19 protein-coding genes are annotated in these 17,499 nt (G+C 42.2%); all 19 read left to right on the forward strand.

From position 1 onward, the window contains the following. Window positions 1-55 precede the first annotated feature (55 nt). The 19 genes from ABZ559_RS02515 to ABZ559_RS02605 all read left to right on the forward strand — a co-directional run bounded on the left by ABZ559_RS02515 (window position 56) and on the right by ABZ559_RS02605 (window position 17,497). Entirely contained in the window at window positions 56-304 is a 249-nt protein-coding gene (locus ABZ559_RS02515; RefSeq protein ID WP_105208217.1) for a hypothetical protein, read from the forward strand. A 1-nt stretch (window position 305) separates the two neighbouring features. Then, window positions 306-518: a DUF4314 domain-containing protein gene (locus tag ABZ559_RS02520; protein WP_205027345.1), complete on the forward strand. Its 213-nt coding sequence runs from the start codon at window positions 306-308 to the stop codon at window positions 516-518. A gap of 1 nt (window position 519) precedes the next feature. Continuing rightward, complete coding sequence (locus tag ABZ559_RS02525; protein ID WP_205027296.1) at window positions 520-750, forward strand: hypothetical protein; 231 nt, start codon at window positions 520-522, stop codon at window positions 748-750. Window positions 751-800: 50 nt separating this feature from the next. Continuing rightward, entirely contained in the window at window positions 801-1,274 is a 474-nt protein-coding gene (locus ABZ559_RS02530) for a phage terminase small subunit P27 family (RefSeq protein ID WP_164683095.1), read from the forward strand. After that, a complete protein-coding gene (locus tag ABZ559_RS02535; protein WP_024376939.1) occupies window positions 1,271-2,863 on the forward strand; it encodes a terminase TerL endonuclease subunit in 1,593 nt (530 codons plus the stop codon). The genes ABZ559_RS02530 and ABZ559_RS02535 overlap by 4 nt, the downstream gene beginning before the upstream one ends. A 70-nt stretch (window positions 2,864-2,933) precedes the next feature. Beyond that, entirely contained in the window at window positions 2,934-3,191 is a 258-nt protein-coding gene (locus ABZ559_RS02540) for a type II toxin-antitoxin system Phd/YefM family antitoxin (protein WP_018374772.1), read from the forward strand. Beyond that, window positions 3,188-3,559: a type II toxin-antitoxin system death-on-curing family toxin gene (locus tag ABZ559_RS02545; protein ID WP_099832203.1), complete on the forward strand. Its 372-nt coding sequence runs from the start codon at window positions 3,188-3,190 to the stop codon at window positions 3,557-3,559. The genes ABZ559_RS02540 and ABZ559_RS02545 overlap by 4 nt, the downstream gene beginning before the upstream one ends. A 140-nt stretch (window positions 3,560-3,699) precedes the next feature. After that, on the forward strand, window positions 3,700-4,983 hold the full coding sequence (locus ABZ559_RS02550) for a phage portal protein (protein ID WP_099832202.1): 1,284 nt from the start codon (window positions 3,700-3,702) through the stop codon (window positions 4,981-4,983). Then, window positions 4,976-5,671 carry a head maturation protease, ClpP-related gene (locus ABZ559_RS02555; protein WP_024416040.1) on the forward strand — a complete coding sequence of 232 codons (696 nt, stop codon included), beginning with the start codon at window positions 4,976-4,978 and terminating at the stop codon, window positions 5,669-5,671. Before ABZ559_RS02550 ends, ABZ559_RS02555 begins: the two co-directional genes overlap by 8 nt. An 18-nt stretch (window positions 5,672-5,689) precedes the next feature. Continuing rightward, window positions 5,690-6,895 (forward strand): phage major capsid protein, encoded by a 1,206-nt coding sequence (locus ABZ559_RS02560; protein WP_044763609.1) that lies wholly within the window; start codon window positions 5,690-5,692, stop codon window positions 6,893-6,895. Window positions 6,896-6,897: 2 nt separating this feature from the next. After that, window positions 6,898-7,155, forward strand: coding sequence for a head-tail connector protein (locus tag ABZ559_RS02565; RefSeq protein ID WP_044688773.1), 258 nt, complete (start codon window positions 6,898-6,900; stop codon window positions 7,153-7,155). Continuing rightward, window positions 7,155-7,493 (forward strand): head-tail adaptor protein, encoded by a 339-nt coding sequence (locus ABZ559_RS02570; RefSeq protein WP_099809781.1) that lies wholly within the window; start codon window positions 7,155-7,157, stop codon window positions 7,491-7,493. The genes ABZ559_RS02565 and ABZ559_RS02570 overlap by 1 nt, the downstream gene beginning before the upstream one ends. Next, a complete protein-coding gene (locus ABZ559_RS02575; RefSeq protein ID WP_044688771.1) occupies window positions 7,486-7,854 on the forward strand; it encodes a hypothetical protein in 369 nt (122 codons plus the stop codon). Before ABZ559_RS02570 ends, ABZ559_RS02575 begins: the two co-directional genes overlap by 8 nt. Window positions 7,855-7,860: 6 nt before the next feature. Further along, window positions 7,861-8,187, forward strand: a complete 327-nt coding sequence (locus ABZ559_RS02580) for a hypothetical protein (protein WP_044688770.1) — start codon at window positions 7,861-7,863, stop codon at window positions 8,185-8,187. A 1-nt stretch (window position 8,188) separates the two neighbouring features. Continuing rightward, window positions 8,189-8,758, forward strand: a complete 570-nt coding sequence (locus ABZ559_RS02585) for a major tail protein (protein ID WP_024376948.1) — start codon at window positions 8,189-8,191, stop codon at window positions 8,756-8,758. 10 nt (window positions 8,759-8,768) lie between these two features. Beyond that, complete coding sequence (locus tag ABZ559_RS02590; RefSeq protein ID WP_024407624.1) at window positions 8,769-9,188, forward strand: hypothetical protein; 420 nt, start codon at window positions 8,769-8,771, stop codon at window positions 9,186-9,188. A 182-nt stretch (window positions 9,189-9,370) separates the two neighbouring features. Further along, the gene (locus tag ABZ559_RS02595; RefSeq protein WP_099809780.1) at window positions 9,371-12,229 is read left to right on the forward strand and encodes a phage tail tape measure protein; all 2,859 of its coding nucleotides are present in this window, start codon (window positions 9,371-9,373) and stop codon (window positions 12,227-12,229) included. Next, the gene (locus ABZ559_RS02600; RefSeq protein WP_367007159.1) at window positions 12,226-12,948 is read left to right on the forward strand and encodes a phage tail protein; all 723 of its coding nucleotides are present in this window, start codon (window positions 12,226-12,228) and stop codon (window positions 12,946-12,948) included. The genes ABZ559_RS02595 and ABZ559_RS02600 overlap by 4 nt, the downstream gene beginning before the upstream one ends. Before the next feature lies 1 nt (window position 12,949). After that, window positions 12,950-17,497, forward strand: coding sequence for a phage tail spike protein (locus ABZ559_RS02605; protein ID WP_208498421.1), 4,548 nt, complete (start codon window positions 12,950-12,952; stop codon window positions 17,495-17,497). The last annotated feature ends 2 nt before the right edge of the window (window positions 17,498-17,499 follow it).

A 17,499-nucleotide genomic window follows, 5' to 3' on the forward strand; every position in this document is an offset into this window, starting at 1 on the left:
ATATGTCTCTTTTAGAGTTAATATGTACACAACAAAGGAAGAGGAGAACACATCCATGACAACAACACTTGAAAAACTTTACGAAATCTACCCAGCAACCGCAAGCATCATTCCTTACAAAGATTGGGTCATCGTTGCATCGAATGGGTATAATGGAACAGAAGTTGAGATTTACGAAACGGCTGATAGTCTTGAAGAGTTTGAAAACTTCGAACGCAGATTTGACCGCATTTACCAAGAAGCAGGAAGATTCGAAGACTTTGGACATGCAGTTAAGTGGGCATTTGAAAAGATTGGAGAATAACATAGACGCAAAAATGTTCAATAACCTAAAAACAATCTATCCGGTTGGTACAAAGGTTAAATTAGTAAAAATGGATGACCCACATCCAGTTCCCAAAGGAACACTTGGAACTGTGATTGGAGTAGACGACATTGGTTCAATCTTAGTTAAGTGGGAAAATGGCAGTTGCCTAAATGTTTTGTATGGAATTGATATCGTAGAAAAGGTAATGTGAGATGTGGGAAATTATGAGTCGAACGGTTGGAGACAGACATTACGTCTGTGAGTTTCTACGTGAAGACACAACAGACCCAAGGAATATAGACGGTGCTTGGATTAGAATACTGACTATCAGGAGAGATGGAAAATATATCTACCAATATAGATATGGGAATGAAATAGATAACATGGACGATATTGACAGAACTGTCTGTCAGGCTGTACTTGATAACTTTAATGAACTTTAAGAAAGAACTCGAATTGAGTTCTTTTTTCTTACTCTAAAGGAGGTGAGATTGTGGCAATCAGGGGGCGAAAACCAAAGCCTACGAATATGAAAATACTTGAGGGAAATCCTGGTAAGCGACCACTCCCTACGAATGAAGTCAAACCCAAACAAAAAGCCCCACGTTGCCCACAGTGGCTTGAAGATGATGCAAAGAAGGAGTGGAAACGGATGGGAAAAATTCTCGAACAGCTGGGAATTTTAACCGAAATGGACATGACTGCATTTGCAGGTTATTGTCAAGCTTACGCTCGCTGGAAAGAGGCGGAAGAGTTCCTATCCAAGCATGGCTCCATTATCAAAACTCCGAATGGCTATCTCCAACAAGTCCCTCAAGTCTCTATCAGCCAGACCAACCTCAAAATCATGCTTAAATTCTGTGAACAATTTGGTTTGACACCTTCAGCACGTAACCGTCTGGCAACGATGGATGCGGAAGTTGGTACTGGCGATGAAATGGAAGATTTGTTAGGAGGAATATTATGAGCTATCATTATGAACCAAGTCCATTCATGCTTCCAACCTCACACTATGATAAGGCAAAGGCTGATAGGGCAGTAACCTTTATCAATAATCTTTCCCATACCAAAGGCAAGTGGGCTGGAAAGCGATTTGATTTGTTGCCGTGGCAGGAACAGATTGTCCGTGACCTATTTGGAATTGTCAAGGAAGATGGTAATCGCCAATTCTTGACAGCCTATATAGAAATTCCAAAGAAGAATGGCAAGTCTGAGTTAGCGGCAGCTATCGCTCTTTATCTATTATATGCGGATAATGAAGCCAGTGCAGAAGTTTATGGTGCGGCTTGTGACCGAAACCAAGCGTCAATCGTGTTTGATGTAGCCAAGCAAATGGTGCAGATGAGTCGCCCTTTGGAAAAGCGTTCAAAGATAATGGGTGCTACCAAGCGTATTGTAAATTATTCTAACGCTGGGTTTTACCAAGTTCTTTCTGCAGAGACTGGAACAAAACATGGACTAAACGTGTCTGGCTTGGTCTTTGATGAAATCCACGCTCAGCCTAATCGTCATTTGTATGATGTATTGACCAAGGGGTCAGGAGACGCAAGGGAACAACCCCTCTTTTTTATTATCACAACAGCTGGAACGGATAGAAACTCTATCTGTTATGAGTTACATACCAAAGCATTGGATATTCTGAATGGTAGAAAGAAAGACACTTCATTCTATCCAGTGGTTTATGGTTTATCTGATGAAGATGATTGGAATGATGAAGCTAACTGGCTCAAAGCCAACCCTTCATTAGGGCATACTATTGGGATTGACCGAGTTAGAGAAGCCTACCAGCAGGCACTAGACAATCCTGCAGAAGAGAATGTCTTTAAGCAGCTCCGTCTAAATATGTGGACAAGCTCAAGTGTTGCTTGGATTCCGGAACATGTTTATGCCAAAGGAAATGATCCTATCCAATATGATAGTCTCAAAGGTCGTAGCTGTTATGCAGGTTTAGACCTTTCTAGTACATCAGATATAACAGCCTTAGTTTTGGTATTCCCTCCTAGATTTGAAGAGGAGAACTATATCGTTCTGCCATTTTTCTGGCTACCTGAGGATACATTGGAACTGAGATGTCGACGTGACCACGTTCTATATGATGTTTGGGAGCGTCAGGGTTACATCAAAACTACAGAGGGGAATGTTGTTCACTATGGTTTTATCGAAAAGTTTATTGAAGACTTATCGGAAATCTATCATATTAAGGAGATAGCCTATGACCGTTGGAATGCGACACAGATGGTTCAGAATCTAGAAGGAATGGGCTTGACCATGGTGCCTTTCGGTCAGGGATACAAGGATATGAGTCCACCATCAAAGGAACTCTATAAACTTATGATGGAAGGCAAGATTCAACATGGTGGGCATCCAGTTCTGAAATGGATGGGACAAAACGTAGTCATGAGACAAGACCCTGCTGGCAATATTAAGCCTGATAAGGAAAAGTCAGTCGAGAAGATTGACGGTATTGTTGCACTCATTATGGGGCTGGACCGTTGTATTCGTCACCAAACCGATGAAGGAAGTGTGTATGATGAACGTGGTATATTGAGTTTTTAGGATGAAAATAACCTAAATAGGTTGAATATATCCTAAAAAGTGGTAGAATAGAGAAAAGGAGGATATTACAATGCAAATCAATATTGAAAACTTAGTCTCTATTTCTGAAGCAAATCAAAACTTTTCTAAGGTAGCTCGTATGGTCGATACGAATGGTACTGCAGTAATATTGAAAAATAACACACCAAAGTATGTATTAGTGGACTATCAGAGTCTAATTAAAGAGGAACAGGCAACCCCTACGGTTGTTGAACAATCAACTTTGGATGAAGTCGCGACTTCAGTTTTATCACGCCATCTTGATGCATTTAAGGAATTGGCAAAATGAAAGTATTAACTGTTGAACAGGTTATTGAATTACACACTAGGTTAATTCAAGCTACTGGGGGGTTAGGTGGTGTTAGGGATGTTGGTTTAATAGAATCTTCACTATCTTCAGCTTTTAGTACTTATTTTGGTGTTGAGAAGTATCCAAGTATTGAAGAAAAGGCTGCTAGACTTTGTTATTCGCTAGTTAATAATCATGCCTTCCTTGATGGGAACAAGCGAATTGGAGTGTTTGTCATGATTATTTTCCTAAAATTAAATGGCATTGTATTAAATCAGACTGATGAAGAAGTAGTGAAGCTAGGGCTTGGAGTAGCTTCATCAGAATTAGATTATGATGCAATATTAGAATACATTCGGAATCATTAAAACTTTTCTTATTGAGGATATAACTTCAAGAAAGTGATAGAACATGGTATCTTCTTGAGGAAGGAGAGATGAAAACCATCTAAGAATAAACGAAAAGCACTTCAATTGAGGTGCTTTTTTCGTACTCAAAAGGAGGAAGTATGGGATTACTAGATTTACTGGGACGTAAGCGTGCTAGAGATAAACCACGAAATAGTTATGAAGGTCAGGACTTCTCATATCTGTTTGGACGAACGACCAGTGGGGAGAATGTGGATGAGTTTAAAGCTATGCAGACGACAGCTGTGTATGCTTGTGTCCGTATCTTAGCTGAAGCAGTTGCTTCATTACCCATTCATGTATATGAGAGAACGGCAACTGGAAAGGAGAAGAAGGTGGAACATCCCCTTTATTTTCTCTTACATGATGAACCTAACCCTGAGATGTCATCCTTTGTCTTTAGAGAAACCTTGATGACCCATCTTCTGATATGGGGCAATGCCTATGTCCAGATTATCCGAGATAGGAGTGGACAGGTAATCAGTCTTTACCCACTCTTACCAGATAAGATGTCTGTTCAACGGGACGAAAGCGGAAAGCTCTATTACAAATACAAGCGTCAGTCAGAAGAAAATCCTAACTTTAAGGAAAAGGGTGATGCTATCTTGAGAGCAGAAGATGTTCTCCACGTTCCTGGTCTGGGTTTTGATGGCTTGATCGGTTATTCTCCAATTGCCCTTGCCAAAAATGCTATCGGTATGACATTGGCTACGGAAAACTATGGAGCATCATTCTTTAAAAATGGTGCAAATCCAGGTGGCGTTTTGGAACACCCAGGTATTCTCAAAGATCCAAAACGTGTGAGAGATTCATGGAATGCAGTCTATAATGGGGTAACCAATGCACATAAGGTGGCAGTACTTGAGGAAGGGATGAAATACACTCAAGTAGGCATACCACCTGAAGAAGCTCAGTTTCTTCAGACAAGAAAATTTCAAATCAATGAAATTGCAAGGCTCTATCGCATTCCACCTCATATGGTTGGTGACTTGGAGAAATCCTCATTTTCAAACATTGAGCAACAATCTCTAGAATTTGTTAAATACACCTTAGACCCTTGGGTAGTTCGTCTCGAACAGGCTTTCAAGAGGTCTCTTTTTTTACCTGAAGAAAAGAAAACCTACTTTGTGAAGTTCAATGTAGATGGTCTTCTTCGTGGCGATTATCAGAGTCGTATGAACGGCTATGCGATTGGGAGACAAAATGGCTGGCTATCGACGAATGATATTCGTGAACTTGAGGACTTGAATCTCCTTTCAGATGAGGAAGGAGGCAATCTCTACTTGATAAACGGCAATATGACGAAACTGAAGGATGCGGGTGGCTTTATGAAACAAGCAACGTTAGAACAAGAAACTCAATATGAGGAGGATATGGATGCATAAGTTTTGGAATTTTACAGAAGATGATAGTGGTCGAACACTTCGTATTGAAGGACAGATTGCTGAAGAGACGTGGTTTGGCGATGAAGTCACGCCACAAGTATTTAAAAATGATTTACATGCAGGAAGCGGAGACATCACCCTCTGGATTAATAGTCCAGGGGGTGATGTTTTTGCGGCTGCTCAAATCTATAACATGTTGATGGATTACAAAGGTGATGTCCATGTAGTGATTGATGGATTGGCCGCAAGTGCTGCTAGTGTCATTGCAATGGCAGGTACAACGGTTTCTATGAGTCCAGTAGCCATGATGATGATACACAATCCTTGGACAGTGGCACAAGGTGAAGCCAAAGATATGCAGAAAGTCATTGAAATGTTGGGAGAAATTAAGGAATCCATCATCAATGCCTATGAACTAAGAACAGGACTTTCAAGAACCAAGCTATCACACCTCATGGACTCAGAGTCTTGGTTCAATGCCAAAAAGGCTGTTGAACTGGGCTTTGCAGACAAGATTCTCTTTGACAAACAAGAGGAACATAGAATGGAGACTGAGAGTTATTCTTTCAGTCGAACTGCTGCCCAACAAGATTTACTTGTCAAAATGCAGGCGAAACTTGGAGTCCAACAACCAAAGAAAACAATCCCGATCAATCAGTTGGAAAAACGATTGAATTTGCTTAAATAACGAAAGGAAAATGAACTGATGTCTAAATTACTTGAATTGAAAGAAAAACGTAACCTAGCTTGGCAACAAGCAAAAACCTTCCTTGATTCTGTTCGCTCAGAAGATGGACTGGTATCAGAGGAGGATTCTAAACGCTATGATGACATGGAAGCAAAAATCAACCTCTACAATCAAGAGATTGCCCGGTTGGAGCGACAAGAAAAGATTGACCTTGAACTTTCTCAACCAGCCTCACAGGCTCTAATTGGGCAGCCCACTACAGTTTTGAATGACAAGACTACTGAAGAGGAAAAGAAGGGTGTGGCTTCAGATAGCTATGCCAAGACATTTTGGACAAGTGTCCGTAAGCGTCACTTCTTTGATGTTAAAGACGTCCTTCGAGTTGGGGAAGATACCGAAGGTGGTCATCTGGTTCCTGATGAGTATGAGAAGAAACTAGTTCAAGGATTACAAGAAGAGAATTTCTTCCGTAGCCTTGCGACTGTTATCAAAACATCTAGTGGTGAGCGAAAGATTCCTGTTGTGACTGGACATGGATCAGCCTCATGGATGGATGAAAATGGTTTATATCCAGAAACAGAAGAAACCTTTGGTCAGGTGACACTCGACTCTCATAAGATTGGTACTGCCATTCGTATTTCAGAAGAGTTGCTTAACGATTCAGTCTTTGACCTTGAGTCCTATATGACAGCTGAATTTGCTCGTCGTATTGGAACGGAAGAAGAAAAGGCATTCTTGATTGGTGATGGTTCTAAGAAACCGACAGGTATCTTTACTCAGGCAGAAGTTACAGGTCCAACGACTGCTACAAAGGATATTACCTTTGATGACATGATTGAATTGTATCATTCTCTACCAGCACCCTATCGTAAGAACGCAGTTTGGATTTTACATGATACGACTGTCAAAGCTATCCGTAAACTCAAAGATAATAATGGCAATTACATTTGGCAGCCATCCACTCAAGCTGGACAACCAGATTTGATTCTAAATCGTCCATACTATACATCAACCTTTGCTCCACTTCCTGAAGCAGGAAACAAGGCCATTGCATTTGGTGATTTCTCATATTATTGGATTGCGGACCGTCAGGGACGTACCTTCAAACGTCTGAACGAACTCTATGCCAATAATGGACAGATTGGTTTTCTTGCTTCACAACGTGTTGATGGCAAGTTAGTCCTACCTGAAGCCGTGAAGACACTAACAGTAAAGGCTAAGTAGTCATGGTTAGTTTAGCAGAAGCAAAACAGTATCTTAAAGTGGAACACGAGGATGAGGATGGGCTGATTGAGCAGTTGCTTGAAACCTGTCAACAACTCTGTGAAGATATTCTGCGTCAATCGACCTATTCAGATGTTCTAAAGACGGCAATCCTATATGGGGTTGCCTATCTTTATGAACATAGAGAAGATGCAAATCATAAGGAGTTGAAGGAGACTCTCTATCACTTGTTGTTGGCTGAACGAAAGGATGTGTTCTGATGAAGATTGCACCTCTGAGAGAACGCTTGTCATTTCATGTTCGACAGATTGTTCAAGATGAGATTGGTAATGAAACTTCGACATGGCTCCCTTTATTTGAACGGTGGTGCTCTTGTCGTCCTCTCACCTTGACCGAAAGGGACGGTAGTGTGACGAAACTGGATCAAGAGAAAGTCCAGTTCACCCTCAGGTATGAAAAGGCAATTCTTGGACTTCATTCCTTAACGACTCGCATTCAATTTCGTGGTCAAACCTATGAGATTGAGTCGATTGATGGAGATACAGTGCCACGACAACTAATTTACATCGTCGCCATTAGGGAGGAGAGTTATGACTAGAATTGAACTAGATGCACTAGAAACTGCCATCGCAAATGAGCTGGCAGAATTTGTTGAGGATACAACAGAGGTGATGCGTGAAGTTGTAGAGGAAGTCACAGATGAATCCATTGAAACCTTGAAAGCAATGTCACCTAGAAAGAGTGGTTCCTATGCCAAAGGGTGGAAGAGTAAAGCAACGATTGATACCAGTACAGGTTTAACCAAAACCATTCATAATCGAACGCCAGGCCTGACGCATCTATTAGAAAATGGTCATGCAAAAAGCTCTGGCGGGCGAGTTGAGGGAATTAAGCATATCGCTCCCGTTGAGAAACAAGCGATACGAACCTTAGAAGAAAAGCTGAGAAAGCGAGTGTGATAAGACATGTTACTGAGCGAAATGTACTCCATTCTCAAAGAATTACAGCTCCCCCTCGCTTACCATCATTTTGAAGAAGGGAGTCGTCCAAGACCACCGTATCTGGTTTATTTAGTGACTGAATCAGAAAATCATGGTGCAGACAATTGGACCTATCATAAGCAGAATAATCTGCAAGTGGAACTCTATACTACTAAGAAAGATTTAGCAACTGAACAAAAGGTGGAGTCATTATTTGACAGCCACCTTATTTATTTTGAAAAAGTAGAGACCTATATCTCATCTGAGAAACTCTATCAAATAACCTATTACATCACATTACATGGAGGATAATATGGCTGAAAAGAATAAGGTCACCTTTGGACTACAAGATGTCCATTGGGCAGAAGTTACAAGCGAAGGTTCTGATGGTGCGTTGACATACGGCAATGTAGAACGCCTTCGTGGTGCTGCAGAATTAACCCTAGAACCAACAGGCGACAAGGGTTCTTATAAGGCAGACAATATCAATTTTTATACTACTGAGTCAAACGATGGTTATGAAGGAACGCTAAAAGTTGCTCTTCTAACGCAAGAATTTTTGACTCGAGTCCTTGGAGAACAGTTGGATGCGACGACAAATACCATTTCAGAAATCGCAAACAGCGAAAAGAAAAATTTTGCGTTGATGTTCCGTTTTGAAGGGGATAAAAAAGAAACATTACACGTTTTGTATTATTGTTACGCATCTCGACCGACAGTTGGTTCAAAAACCAAGTCTGGTTCAGATATCAATGAGGTAGAGTTGACCTTTACTGCCAGTCCTCGCCCTCTTGATAAGGTTGTACGTCGACGAACAACGGAGGAAACGAGTGATGAGATTCGTCAAAACTGGTTCAAGGCAGTTTTTGAACCTCGTAAGTAAGGAGTAGGCAATGAGAGAAAGTATTACCATAGCAGGAACAACCTACGAGTTAGCAACCAATGCCTACACACCAATTGCTTATAAAGAGCAGTTTGGTAAGGACTATTTCCAAGATCTCTTTTCTATGGTCAATAGTCAAGCTATCTTGGATAAGCTAGACCAGCTGGAGGAAGGGGAAGAACTCAAGGCAAGTCAGGTTGATGTGTCTATCTTATCTGACTTTGATATGACCTTTTTCCATCGTCTTTTTTGGGTTTTTGCCAAATCTGCCAATCCTCGTGTGAAACCTTTTGTGGATTTCTTCATGGAATTGGAGGAATTTCCAGTTCAGGAAGTAGCCCCTGTCTTGATGAATATGTTGAACCAAGGGATGTCAACCAGAAAAAAGCAGATGAAACAGAAACAGCGAGTGAAGAAATCTTCACAGTAGAGAGTTATTTCTCCTGTTGTAAGGAGACTGGTCTGACCATTGACGATTTAAAACATATCTCTATTGGAATGGCACTTGACTATCAAACGGACTATGTGGAGATGCGTACTCGAGAAACTTCTCAAACACGCCCGGCAACTCAAGCTGATTTTGATAATTTCTGATGGTAGAAAGGAGGGACTATGGCTGGAAACATAAAGGGGATTACAATTGAAATTGGTGGCGATACCCAACCCTTACAAGATGCCCTAAAGGGTGTGAACAAACAAGCATCTGAAGCTACCAAAGAACTAAGACAAATTGATAAGGCTCTCAAGTTTGATACAGGCAATGTCACCCTCCTTACTCAAAAGCAGGAAGTCTTGGCAAAACAAGTCGAGACAACCAAAGAAAAATTGGCAACGCTCCGTCAAGCCCAATCACAGGTGGAAGCTCAATTTAAGGCTGGGGATATTGGGGCAGACCAGTACCGTGCCTTTCAACGTGAGGTGGAAACTACTCAAAGGCTGCTAACGTCCTATGAAACTAAGTTAGCTGATGTGTCATCAACACTTGAGAATCACGGTCGAGCAAGTAGTTCAGCGGCTCAACAATTAGATAAACTCCAAGTGGAGCAGGGGCAGTTAGCAAGTGAGATGAACAAGGTCACGTCTCAATTTGAGTTACAAGAAAGTGCTTTGTCATCCAATAGTTCCGAAGCAGAACGCAATGCCATAGCCCAACAAAAGATCGGAGCACAGTCAGAAATTGTTTCTAAACAAATTTCCAATCTCGAAAAGCAACTAGCCCTGACAAAGAGTGAATATGGTGAGAATTCCATTGAAGCCAATAAGATGGAGGCTGAGTTGAACCAAGCAAAGACCGCTCTCAATAACTTGAACAACGAGATGGATGAGACCAAATCCTCTGCCGATGGTGCTCAAGATGGTATGAAAGCCATGTCTGACACCATTCGGGCTGAGGCACTTCAAGCAACCAGTGAGAAGCTAGCAGACATCTCTCAGAAAATCTTCGAAGTCGGAACAGAGTCCATGTCTGCGGCAGCTCAACTTCAAGCCAGCAATGCCCAATTCTCTACAGTATTTGGGGATATGGAGAATGCTGCTAAGGATGCCCTCAATAAGATTGGGGAAGAGATGGACATTGTTCCAGAGCGTCTTCAAGGCTCCTTCACTCAGATGGCTTCCTTTGCCAAAACCTCTGGAATGGATACGGCTCAGGCTTTGGATCTGACCACTCGTGCCACCAGAGCAGCGGCTGATGGGGCAGCATTTTACGACAAATCCATCGAAGAAGTCACCGAAAACCTGCAGTCCTTCCTCAAAGGAAACTATGAAAATGACGCAGCTCTAGGTATTTCTGCGACAGAAACCACTCGTAATGCAGCGGCGAACAAGCTCTATGGAAAGTCCTTCAATGAACTATCAGAAGCTCAGAAGCAGTTAACCCTCCTTCAAATGGTAGAGGACGGCAATGAACTCTCTGGAGCCTTGGGACAAGCTGCAAGGGAATCAGATGGACTGGAAAACGTTCTGGGTAACTTAAGACAGTCTGGAACTAATGCTCTAGCAGCAATCGGTCAACCGATTCTGGAGATCCTTATTCCAGTCTTCCAAAGTTTGGCAGACATTATTAGTCAACTAGCGACTTGGTTTACCAACTTATCCAGTCCCATCAAGGAAGTCGTCATTATCTTCACAGGTATTTTAGCCGTGGTAGGTATGTTACTTCCTATTTTCTTGGGCTTACAGGTTGCGGCAGCCGCTATGGGGACAACCGTTGTTGGAATGATAACGGCATTTTTGCCGATTGTGGGGATTATTGTTGGTATTGTAGCTGCCATTACCTTACTGATTGTTGGGTTAAAAGAACTCTGGACGAATCACGAAGGCTTTCGAACGGCTGTGACGGAAATCTGGAATAGTATCTATGCCTTTCTGTCCATGATCATCCAGCAGATTTCTAGTTTTGTTATGTCCATCTGGGGAACGCTAACCACATGGTGGACTGAAAACCAGCAATTGATTCTAAATGCTGCAACCACGGTATGGAATGCCATCAATACGGTTATTCAAACGGTGATGACTATTCTTGGACCGCTCATCCAAGCAAGTTGGGAGAATATCAAACTCATCATCACAGCCGCTTGGGAGATGATAAAGATTGTGGTCGAGACTGCTATCAATGTGGTACTTGGTATCATCAAGGCAGTCATGCAGGTTATCACTGGTGATTGGACTGGCGCTTGGGAAACCATCAAACAGGTCTTGTCGATAGCATGGGAGGGCATCAAGTCCCTTATTTCCTTAGCCCTCAATTTCATCGCCCAGTACATCTCAACTGCTTGGACAGGTATCAAGCATACCATCTCAAATGTACTATCTGCCATTAGTTCTGTCATTTCATCTATCTGGTCAGCTATTCAGTCGACAATTTCCAGTGTTATGTCTGCGATTGGTTCAACAGTATCAACCATATGGAATGGTATCAGTAGTACCGTATCCAATATTCTGAATGGGATATCCAATACAGTTTCATCTGTTTGGAACGGTGTGAAAAATACCATTTCAAGTGCTATCAATGGTGCAAGAGATGCCGTGAGTAATGCCATCAATGCCATTAAAAATCTTTTTAACTTCCAAATCAGATGGCCACATATTCCCCTTCCTCATTTTCGAGTATCAGGTTCTGCCAATCCACTCGATTGGTTGAAGGGCGGTATTCCGAGAATCTCCATTGATTGGTATGCCAAAGGTGGAATTTTAACCAAGCCCACTGCATTTGGAATGAATGGCAATAGCCTAATGGTTGGAGGTGAGGCTGGAAAAGAAGCAGTCTTGCCCTTGAATGAACAAACATTGGGTGCAATTGGTCGAGGAATCGCAAAGACCATGACAAGCAATTTACCAACCATTCACATCACCATTACTGGAAATACGATAAGAGAAGAAACTGACCTTCACCGACTAGCGGAGATGGTTGGAGAAAAACTAGTGTATGAATTAGAACGTCAACAAGGATTGAGAGGAGTGAAACCATGATTAAACATAATGCATTAACCATTGGTGGAGTGTCCACGAGTTCTTTTCCTTTTAAGGTAATCGTGGAAGATAGTCCTTCAATCACAGTAAGTGAAAGTAAGACGCAATTGATAGAACACCAAGGCCTGTCAGGAGCGGTTCTTCAAACCAATCCTCGCAGAAGTGTCATGGAACTGAGCTATACACTCTATCTTGTTAAACCTAGTGAAGAACAGTTATTTTCCTTTTTGAAGCTATTTTTGAAAGAAGAATTTTGGCTTGAGAACGCTAGTTTCAAGACCATACGCTTTTGGTGTTACAAGGTTCACCATACTCCAGTTCAAAAGGATAAGCTGGGGGTGTATGAGCTTAAGGTTACCTTTTCTTGTCACCCAACCAAGTGGTTCAAAACGACGACTTCGCAGGTGTTTAGAACCAGTGGTGTTATGCGATGTCAAGGTTCAGCCATCGCTTTTCCAAAGATTACCATAAGTGGCAACTCGACTAGTGAAACTAGCTTTACAATTGGGGAAGATGTCATCCGCTTGGAGCGATTACAAGAAACACTCATTATGGATAATAATCCTAGTCAGCCAAGTTTTAAGACACAAAGAGGTCAGCCTGTAAAATGGTCTGGTGATTTTCTTTCTATAGATGCAGGTAGGAATGACTCAGTTGGAGTTGTCTTAGGTGCGGGCATCACATCATTAACAATAGAAATGAATTGGGGGTGGGCATAGAGTGCTATCATTATTAGACAAAACGGTTCGAACGGCAAAATGGCATGGGAAACCACTCCCAGAGACTATAAAAGCAAGCGTTAAAGAAACCTTGAATGGGGATTTTGTCCTGAATTTTACCTATCCAATCACAGACAGCGGTCTATTTCGAGAGCTAAAAGAGGACTACCTTGTTCGTAGTCCAGTTCCAGTATTGGGACACCAGTTGTTTCGGATAAAGAAAGTAATCGAAGGAGACACCAGTCTTGAAGTTGTGGCCTATCACATATCAGATGACATCATGACTAGGTTGGTATCTCAATTTAGGTGTGAACAGGTTCCCTGTGCAACAGCTCTATCAAGCATGGTCATGGCAAGCAAGTCTCCACTGGGAGATTTTTCATTTACCAGTGACATTGTCAAGAACAGAACCTATACAACGGACAAGGAACAGACGCTGTACTCCAGCCTGATGGATGGTAAACATTCTATTCTTGGAACTTGGGAGGGTGAACTGGTTCGTGATAACCTTGCCCTAACTATAAAGGGTGAGCGGGGACAAGACCGTGGGGTAGTCATCTCTACTCACTACAATTTGAAGAAGTATCAACGAACCAAAGAAAGTACACAGATTATCACTCGTATCCATGCCACTTCAAGCTTTAAACAAGAGGGGCAGGATAGGGAAACTGTACTTCAAGTCACAGTAGACAGTCCGTTGATAAACTCCTATCCTTTCATCAATGAAGTAACCTATACCAATAATAATCTCAAAACTCGACAGGAGTTAATAGAGTGGGCTAGTAGCAAGTTTCGCTTAGAGGGAATTGATAAGCCAAAAGACGCCATCATCATTGAGGCATTTGAGTTAGATGGTCAAACTGTTCATCTAGGCGATACAGTGACTTTAAAAAGCAAGCTACACGGCATTGATGTGAGGAAGAAAGCCATCGCTTATGATTATGATCCTTTAGCTAAGAATTACCGCTCTATCACTTTTGATGATAAGGCAAGTATTGGCACAGGTAAAACTGGTGGGAGCATAACTACACTAGCAAATAATCTCATTGATGGGAATAAGCGGAGTGAGGATGTTGCCGTTGAAATTGCTCTTGAGAATGCCAATAAAGCCTTTGATGCAGAATTTGAGAAACGTCAAGTAGCCATTGATAACGCTATTGAACAGGCTCAAAGTCATGGGGAGGTTTATGCGGATCGATTAAAGGCCAGCATTGATAATGAACTTAGTTCTATTCACCAACAGATGCGGCAACATGAAGAGGAGCAGCAACGTACAACTCGTGATTTAATGGCAAAGGCTGGGGTAAATACCAACCTAGCAACAGAAGCCAAACAAAAGGCGGAACAGGCTCAAACTGGGGCAACTGAAGCTCTCAGAAGGGCAGAACAAGCCAAACTTGATGCCATTCAAGAAGCTAACCGATTGACTTCAACGGAGCGTAGCCAAACAGAGTTAAAGATTGCGACAGCAAAATCACAAGCTATCTCTGAAGCCAGTCGATTGGTTGATGTAGCAAAAGCTCTATTAGGTGGGCAGTTGGCAACTGTAAGTACCAATCTCTCACAAACCAAGGAGGATATAAAACTTCTTGCGAGTAAGCAACTGGTGGATAGTCTGACTGGTCGAGTAACGGGTGCAGAATCCATGATTCAAGTGCAAGCAGACCAAATTTCCCAGCGTGTAAAAACCAGCGATTTTAACCAAGCAAAACAGAGAATCGAAACTGCAGAGTCAACGATTACTCAATTGGGGAATCGTATTACAACTGAAATCAGTCAAGTGGATGCGAAAATTCCAACTAGCCTAGATGGCCTAAATTTGATGACTGGTACTCGTGATTGGTCGAATAAAGGAAATGCCTGGCATTTAGGAAACAATTGGTCTACTGAAACAGAGAATTTCAGAGGACTAGTAGTTCGTTCGACCCAAGCGGGTTATAACGGAAGTCATCAGAATATTGTTGTGAAAGCAGGAGATGTCATTACTTTTAGCTTTTATGCCAAAGCAAATCAGCCACTTTCTTCCATCAAAGTTTCAGCGATTTGGTCCGGTTCGAGTGTCTATCGTGCTCCAGTGGCAAGAGTGAGAGAGTCTGACGATATTATATCTGTCACCAGTGACTGGAAACGCTACTGGAAAACCGTTCATGTATTATCTGATGGATCACTCCAATTTCGGACAGAGTACAATGGCAGTACTATCCCAAATGGCAATAAATTCTATGTGGCAGGATTGAAAGTCGCAAAGACCTCACTAGATACAGGTTATTCAGAAAATCCAGCAGATATAGCTGGTGAATTGACCACCCAACGGACACTCATCACTCAAACGGCTTCTGGTGTAGAGCAGGTTTCTACAAGATTAACCGAGGCGAGTGGAAAGATTTCTAGTAGTGAAACACAGATTCGACAATTAGTTTCGGATGTATCCTCAAAGGTCAGTCAGACGGATTTCAATAACTTGAAACGAACTGTTGAAGGACATACTACATCCATCCAACAGACGCAACAATCTATTTTGCTTAAGGCTGATAAGACCGTTCTTGAAGGGGTCAAAACCACCGCTGACAATGCCTTGGCTAAGGCCAACACAAACGCTAGTCAGATTACCCAAACCAAGGCAGACCTACGGATTGCAAATGACGCTATTTCACAGAAAGTCGCAAAGACTGACTTTAATAGCTTAATCGGTCGAGTAACAAGTGCAGAAACCACTATCCGAACACAGGCTGGGCAAATTGAACAACGACTAACAAGTACGCAAGTTGAATCTGCCATTAACGCAAAAGGCTACCAAACCAAGTCTCAGGTAGATTCCAATATTTCGGGTCGTGGCTATCTTACGAGCAGTTCGTTACAACCTTATGCGACGACAACCAGTGTGCAGAACTTGGTCAAAACAACCTCTGATAGTTTCACTCAACGAATCAGTCAAACGGAAAGCAGAATCCCAACCTCAGTTTCACATCGTAATTTGATAGCTGGTACTTCGGATAGATGGGGTACTTATCAGACGATAAATGCCAATAGCAACTGGATAGCCTCTTTAGGAAGGGTGCAATTTGGAGATGGAAGCGGTATATATGTTGGGTCGAAAGTGCATTTATATGTTCATATCTCAGCGGATGAGATTACCTTTGACCCGGCGGTGACGACTCGTTCTATGAAACTCCAAGGTCCAATCTTGGATAGCCAAAATGCTTGGACATGGACCAACTGGAATTTGTATCACCCTTTCTACAATAAGTGGAGCAGTAATCTGACGACGGGTAACAACTATCGGTTAATTAAACTGACCGCCACAGTCACTCAAGAGATGTACCAACATTCAAAAGGCTTTGAACTTCAAGTCAGAATTGATGGAGTTAAAACAGGTAAGTTCCATGTGAGAGCTTTAATGATATCAACCGGTGATATCTTTCCAGACTATTGGACACCGTCATTAGACGACTTTACGACAGTGAACGCCTTTCATGAAGTGCGGGATACTGTAAGTAGTCACACTCGGACCATTGGAGATCACACCAATCAAATCAGTCAGGTTGTTCAAACGGCTAATGGGATTGTGACACGAGTTGGCAATCTAGAAACAAGTCGAGCGACAACTGCCACAGTAACTGCCATTCAAACGCAGGTTTCAACTCTTGCAGGGGCGTGGTCGGTTCGAAATCTGACCAGTGCAGGGACAGTCCTGAGTCAGCTCAATCTTAATAAGGATGGCACAGTCAAGATTGATGGAAAACTCGTTCAAATTACAGGCACTACCTATATCCAAGATGGTGTGATTGCGAGCGGTAAGATTGCCAGTCTTGATGCAGGCAAGATTACGTCAGGCATCATCTCAGCAGCTCGGATTGGAGCAGAAGCTATTACTGCGGACAAGTTAAAGGTTGACCAGGCTTTCTTTACCAAGTTTATGGCTACAGAAGCCTATCTCAAGCAGTTGTTTGCTAAATCAGCCTTTATAACACAAGTGCAGTCAGTAACCCTATCTGCCAACAAAATTTCTGGTGGTATCTTGTCAGCAATCAACGGAGCCATGAAAATCAATCTGTCACTTGGAAACATCAAGTTCTTTACAAACTCTCCATCCATTTCTCGTGAGGTTAGTGGCTATCCTCACCAATGGGTTTCATTTGAAACAGGTACCTCAAACGGTAAGCCATGTGGTGTAACCATTATCGGTTCTAATCGATGGAACAACTGGAATGCCAATGACGGTGGCTTTGTAGGAATTCGAGCATGGAACGGTACAGATACCGACCAAATTGATGTGGTAGGCGATAAGGTACGTTTAGCTAGTGCTCCATATACCAATCCAGATGGGTGGGAGATTGTAACGTTGCCTAACCGACTGAGTATTGATGCCTTTAAAGCATCCGACCGACCAAGTTCCATCTTGAATATCGGAGATATCCGCATCTATCGAAATGGGACAACCTATGTCAGCTTGAAAGATGTACTTCATCAATTCAATCACAATTTTAAACACTTAGTAAACATCACAGGTCGAGGTGACGTCATCTTGACATGGGATACGATTAAATAAAG

Origin of the sequence: Streptococcus sp. ZY19097 (genome assembly GCF_040731245.1) — a bacterium.
Classification (GTDB): Bacteria; Bacillota; Bacilli; order Lactobacillales; family Streptococcaceae; genus Streptococcus; species Streptococcus orisratti.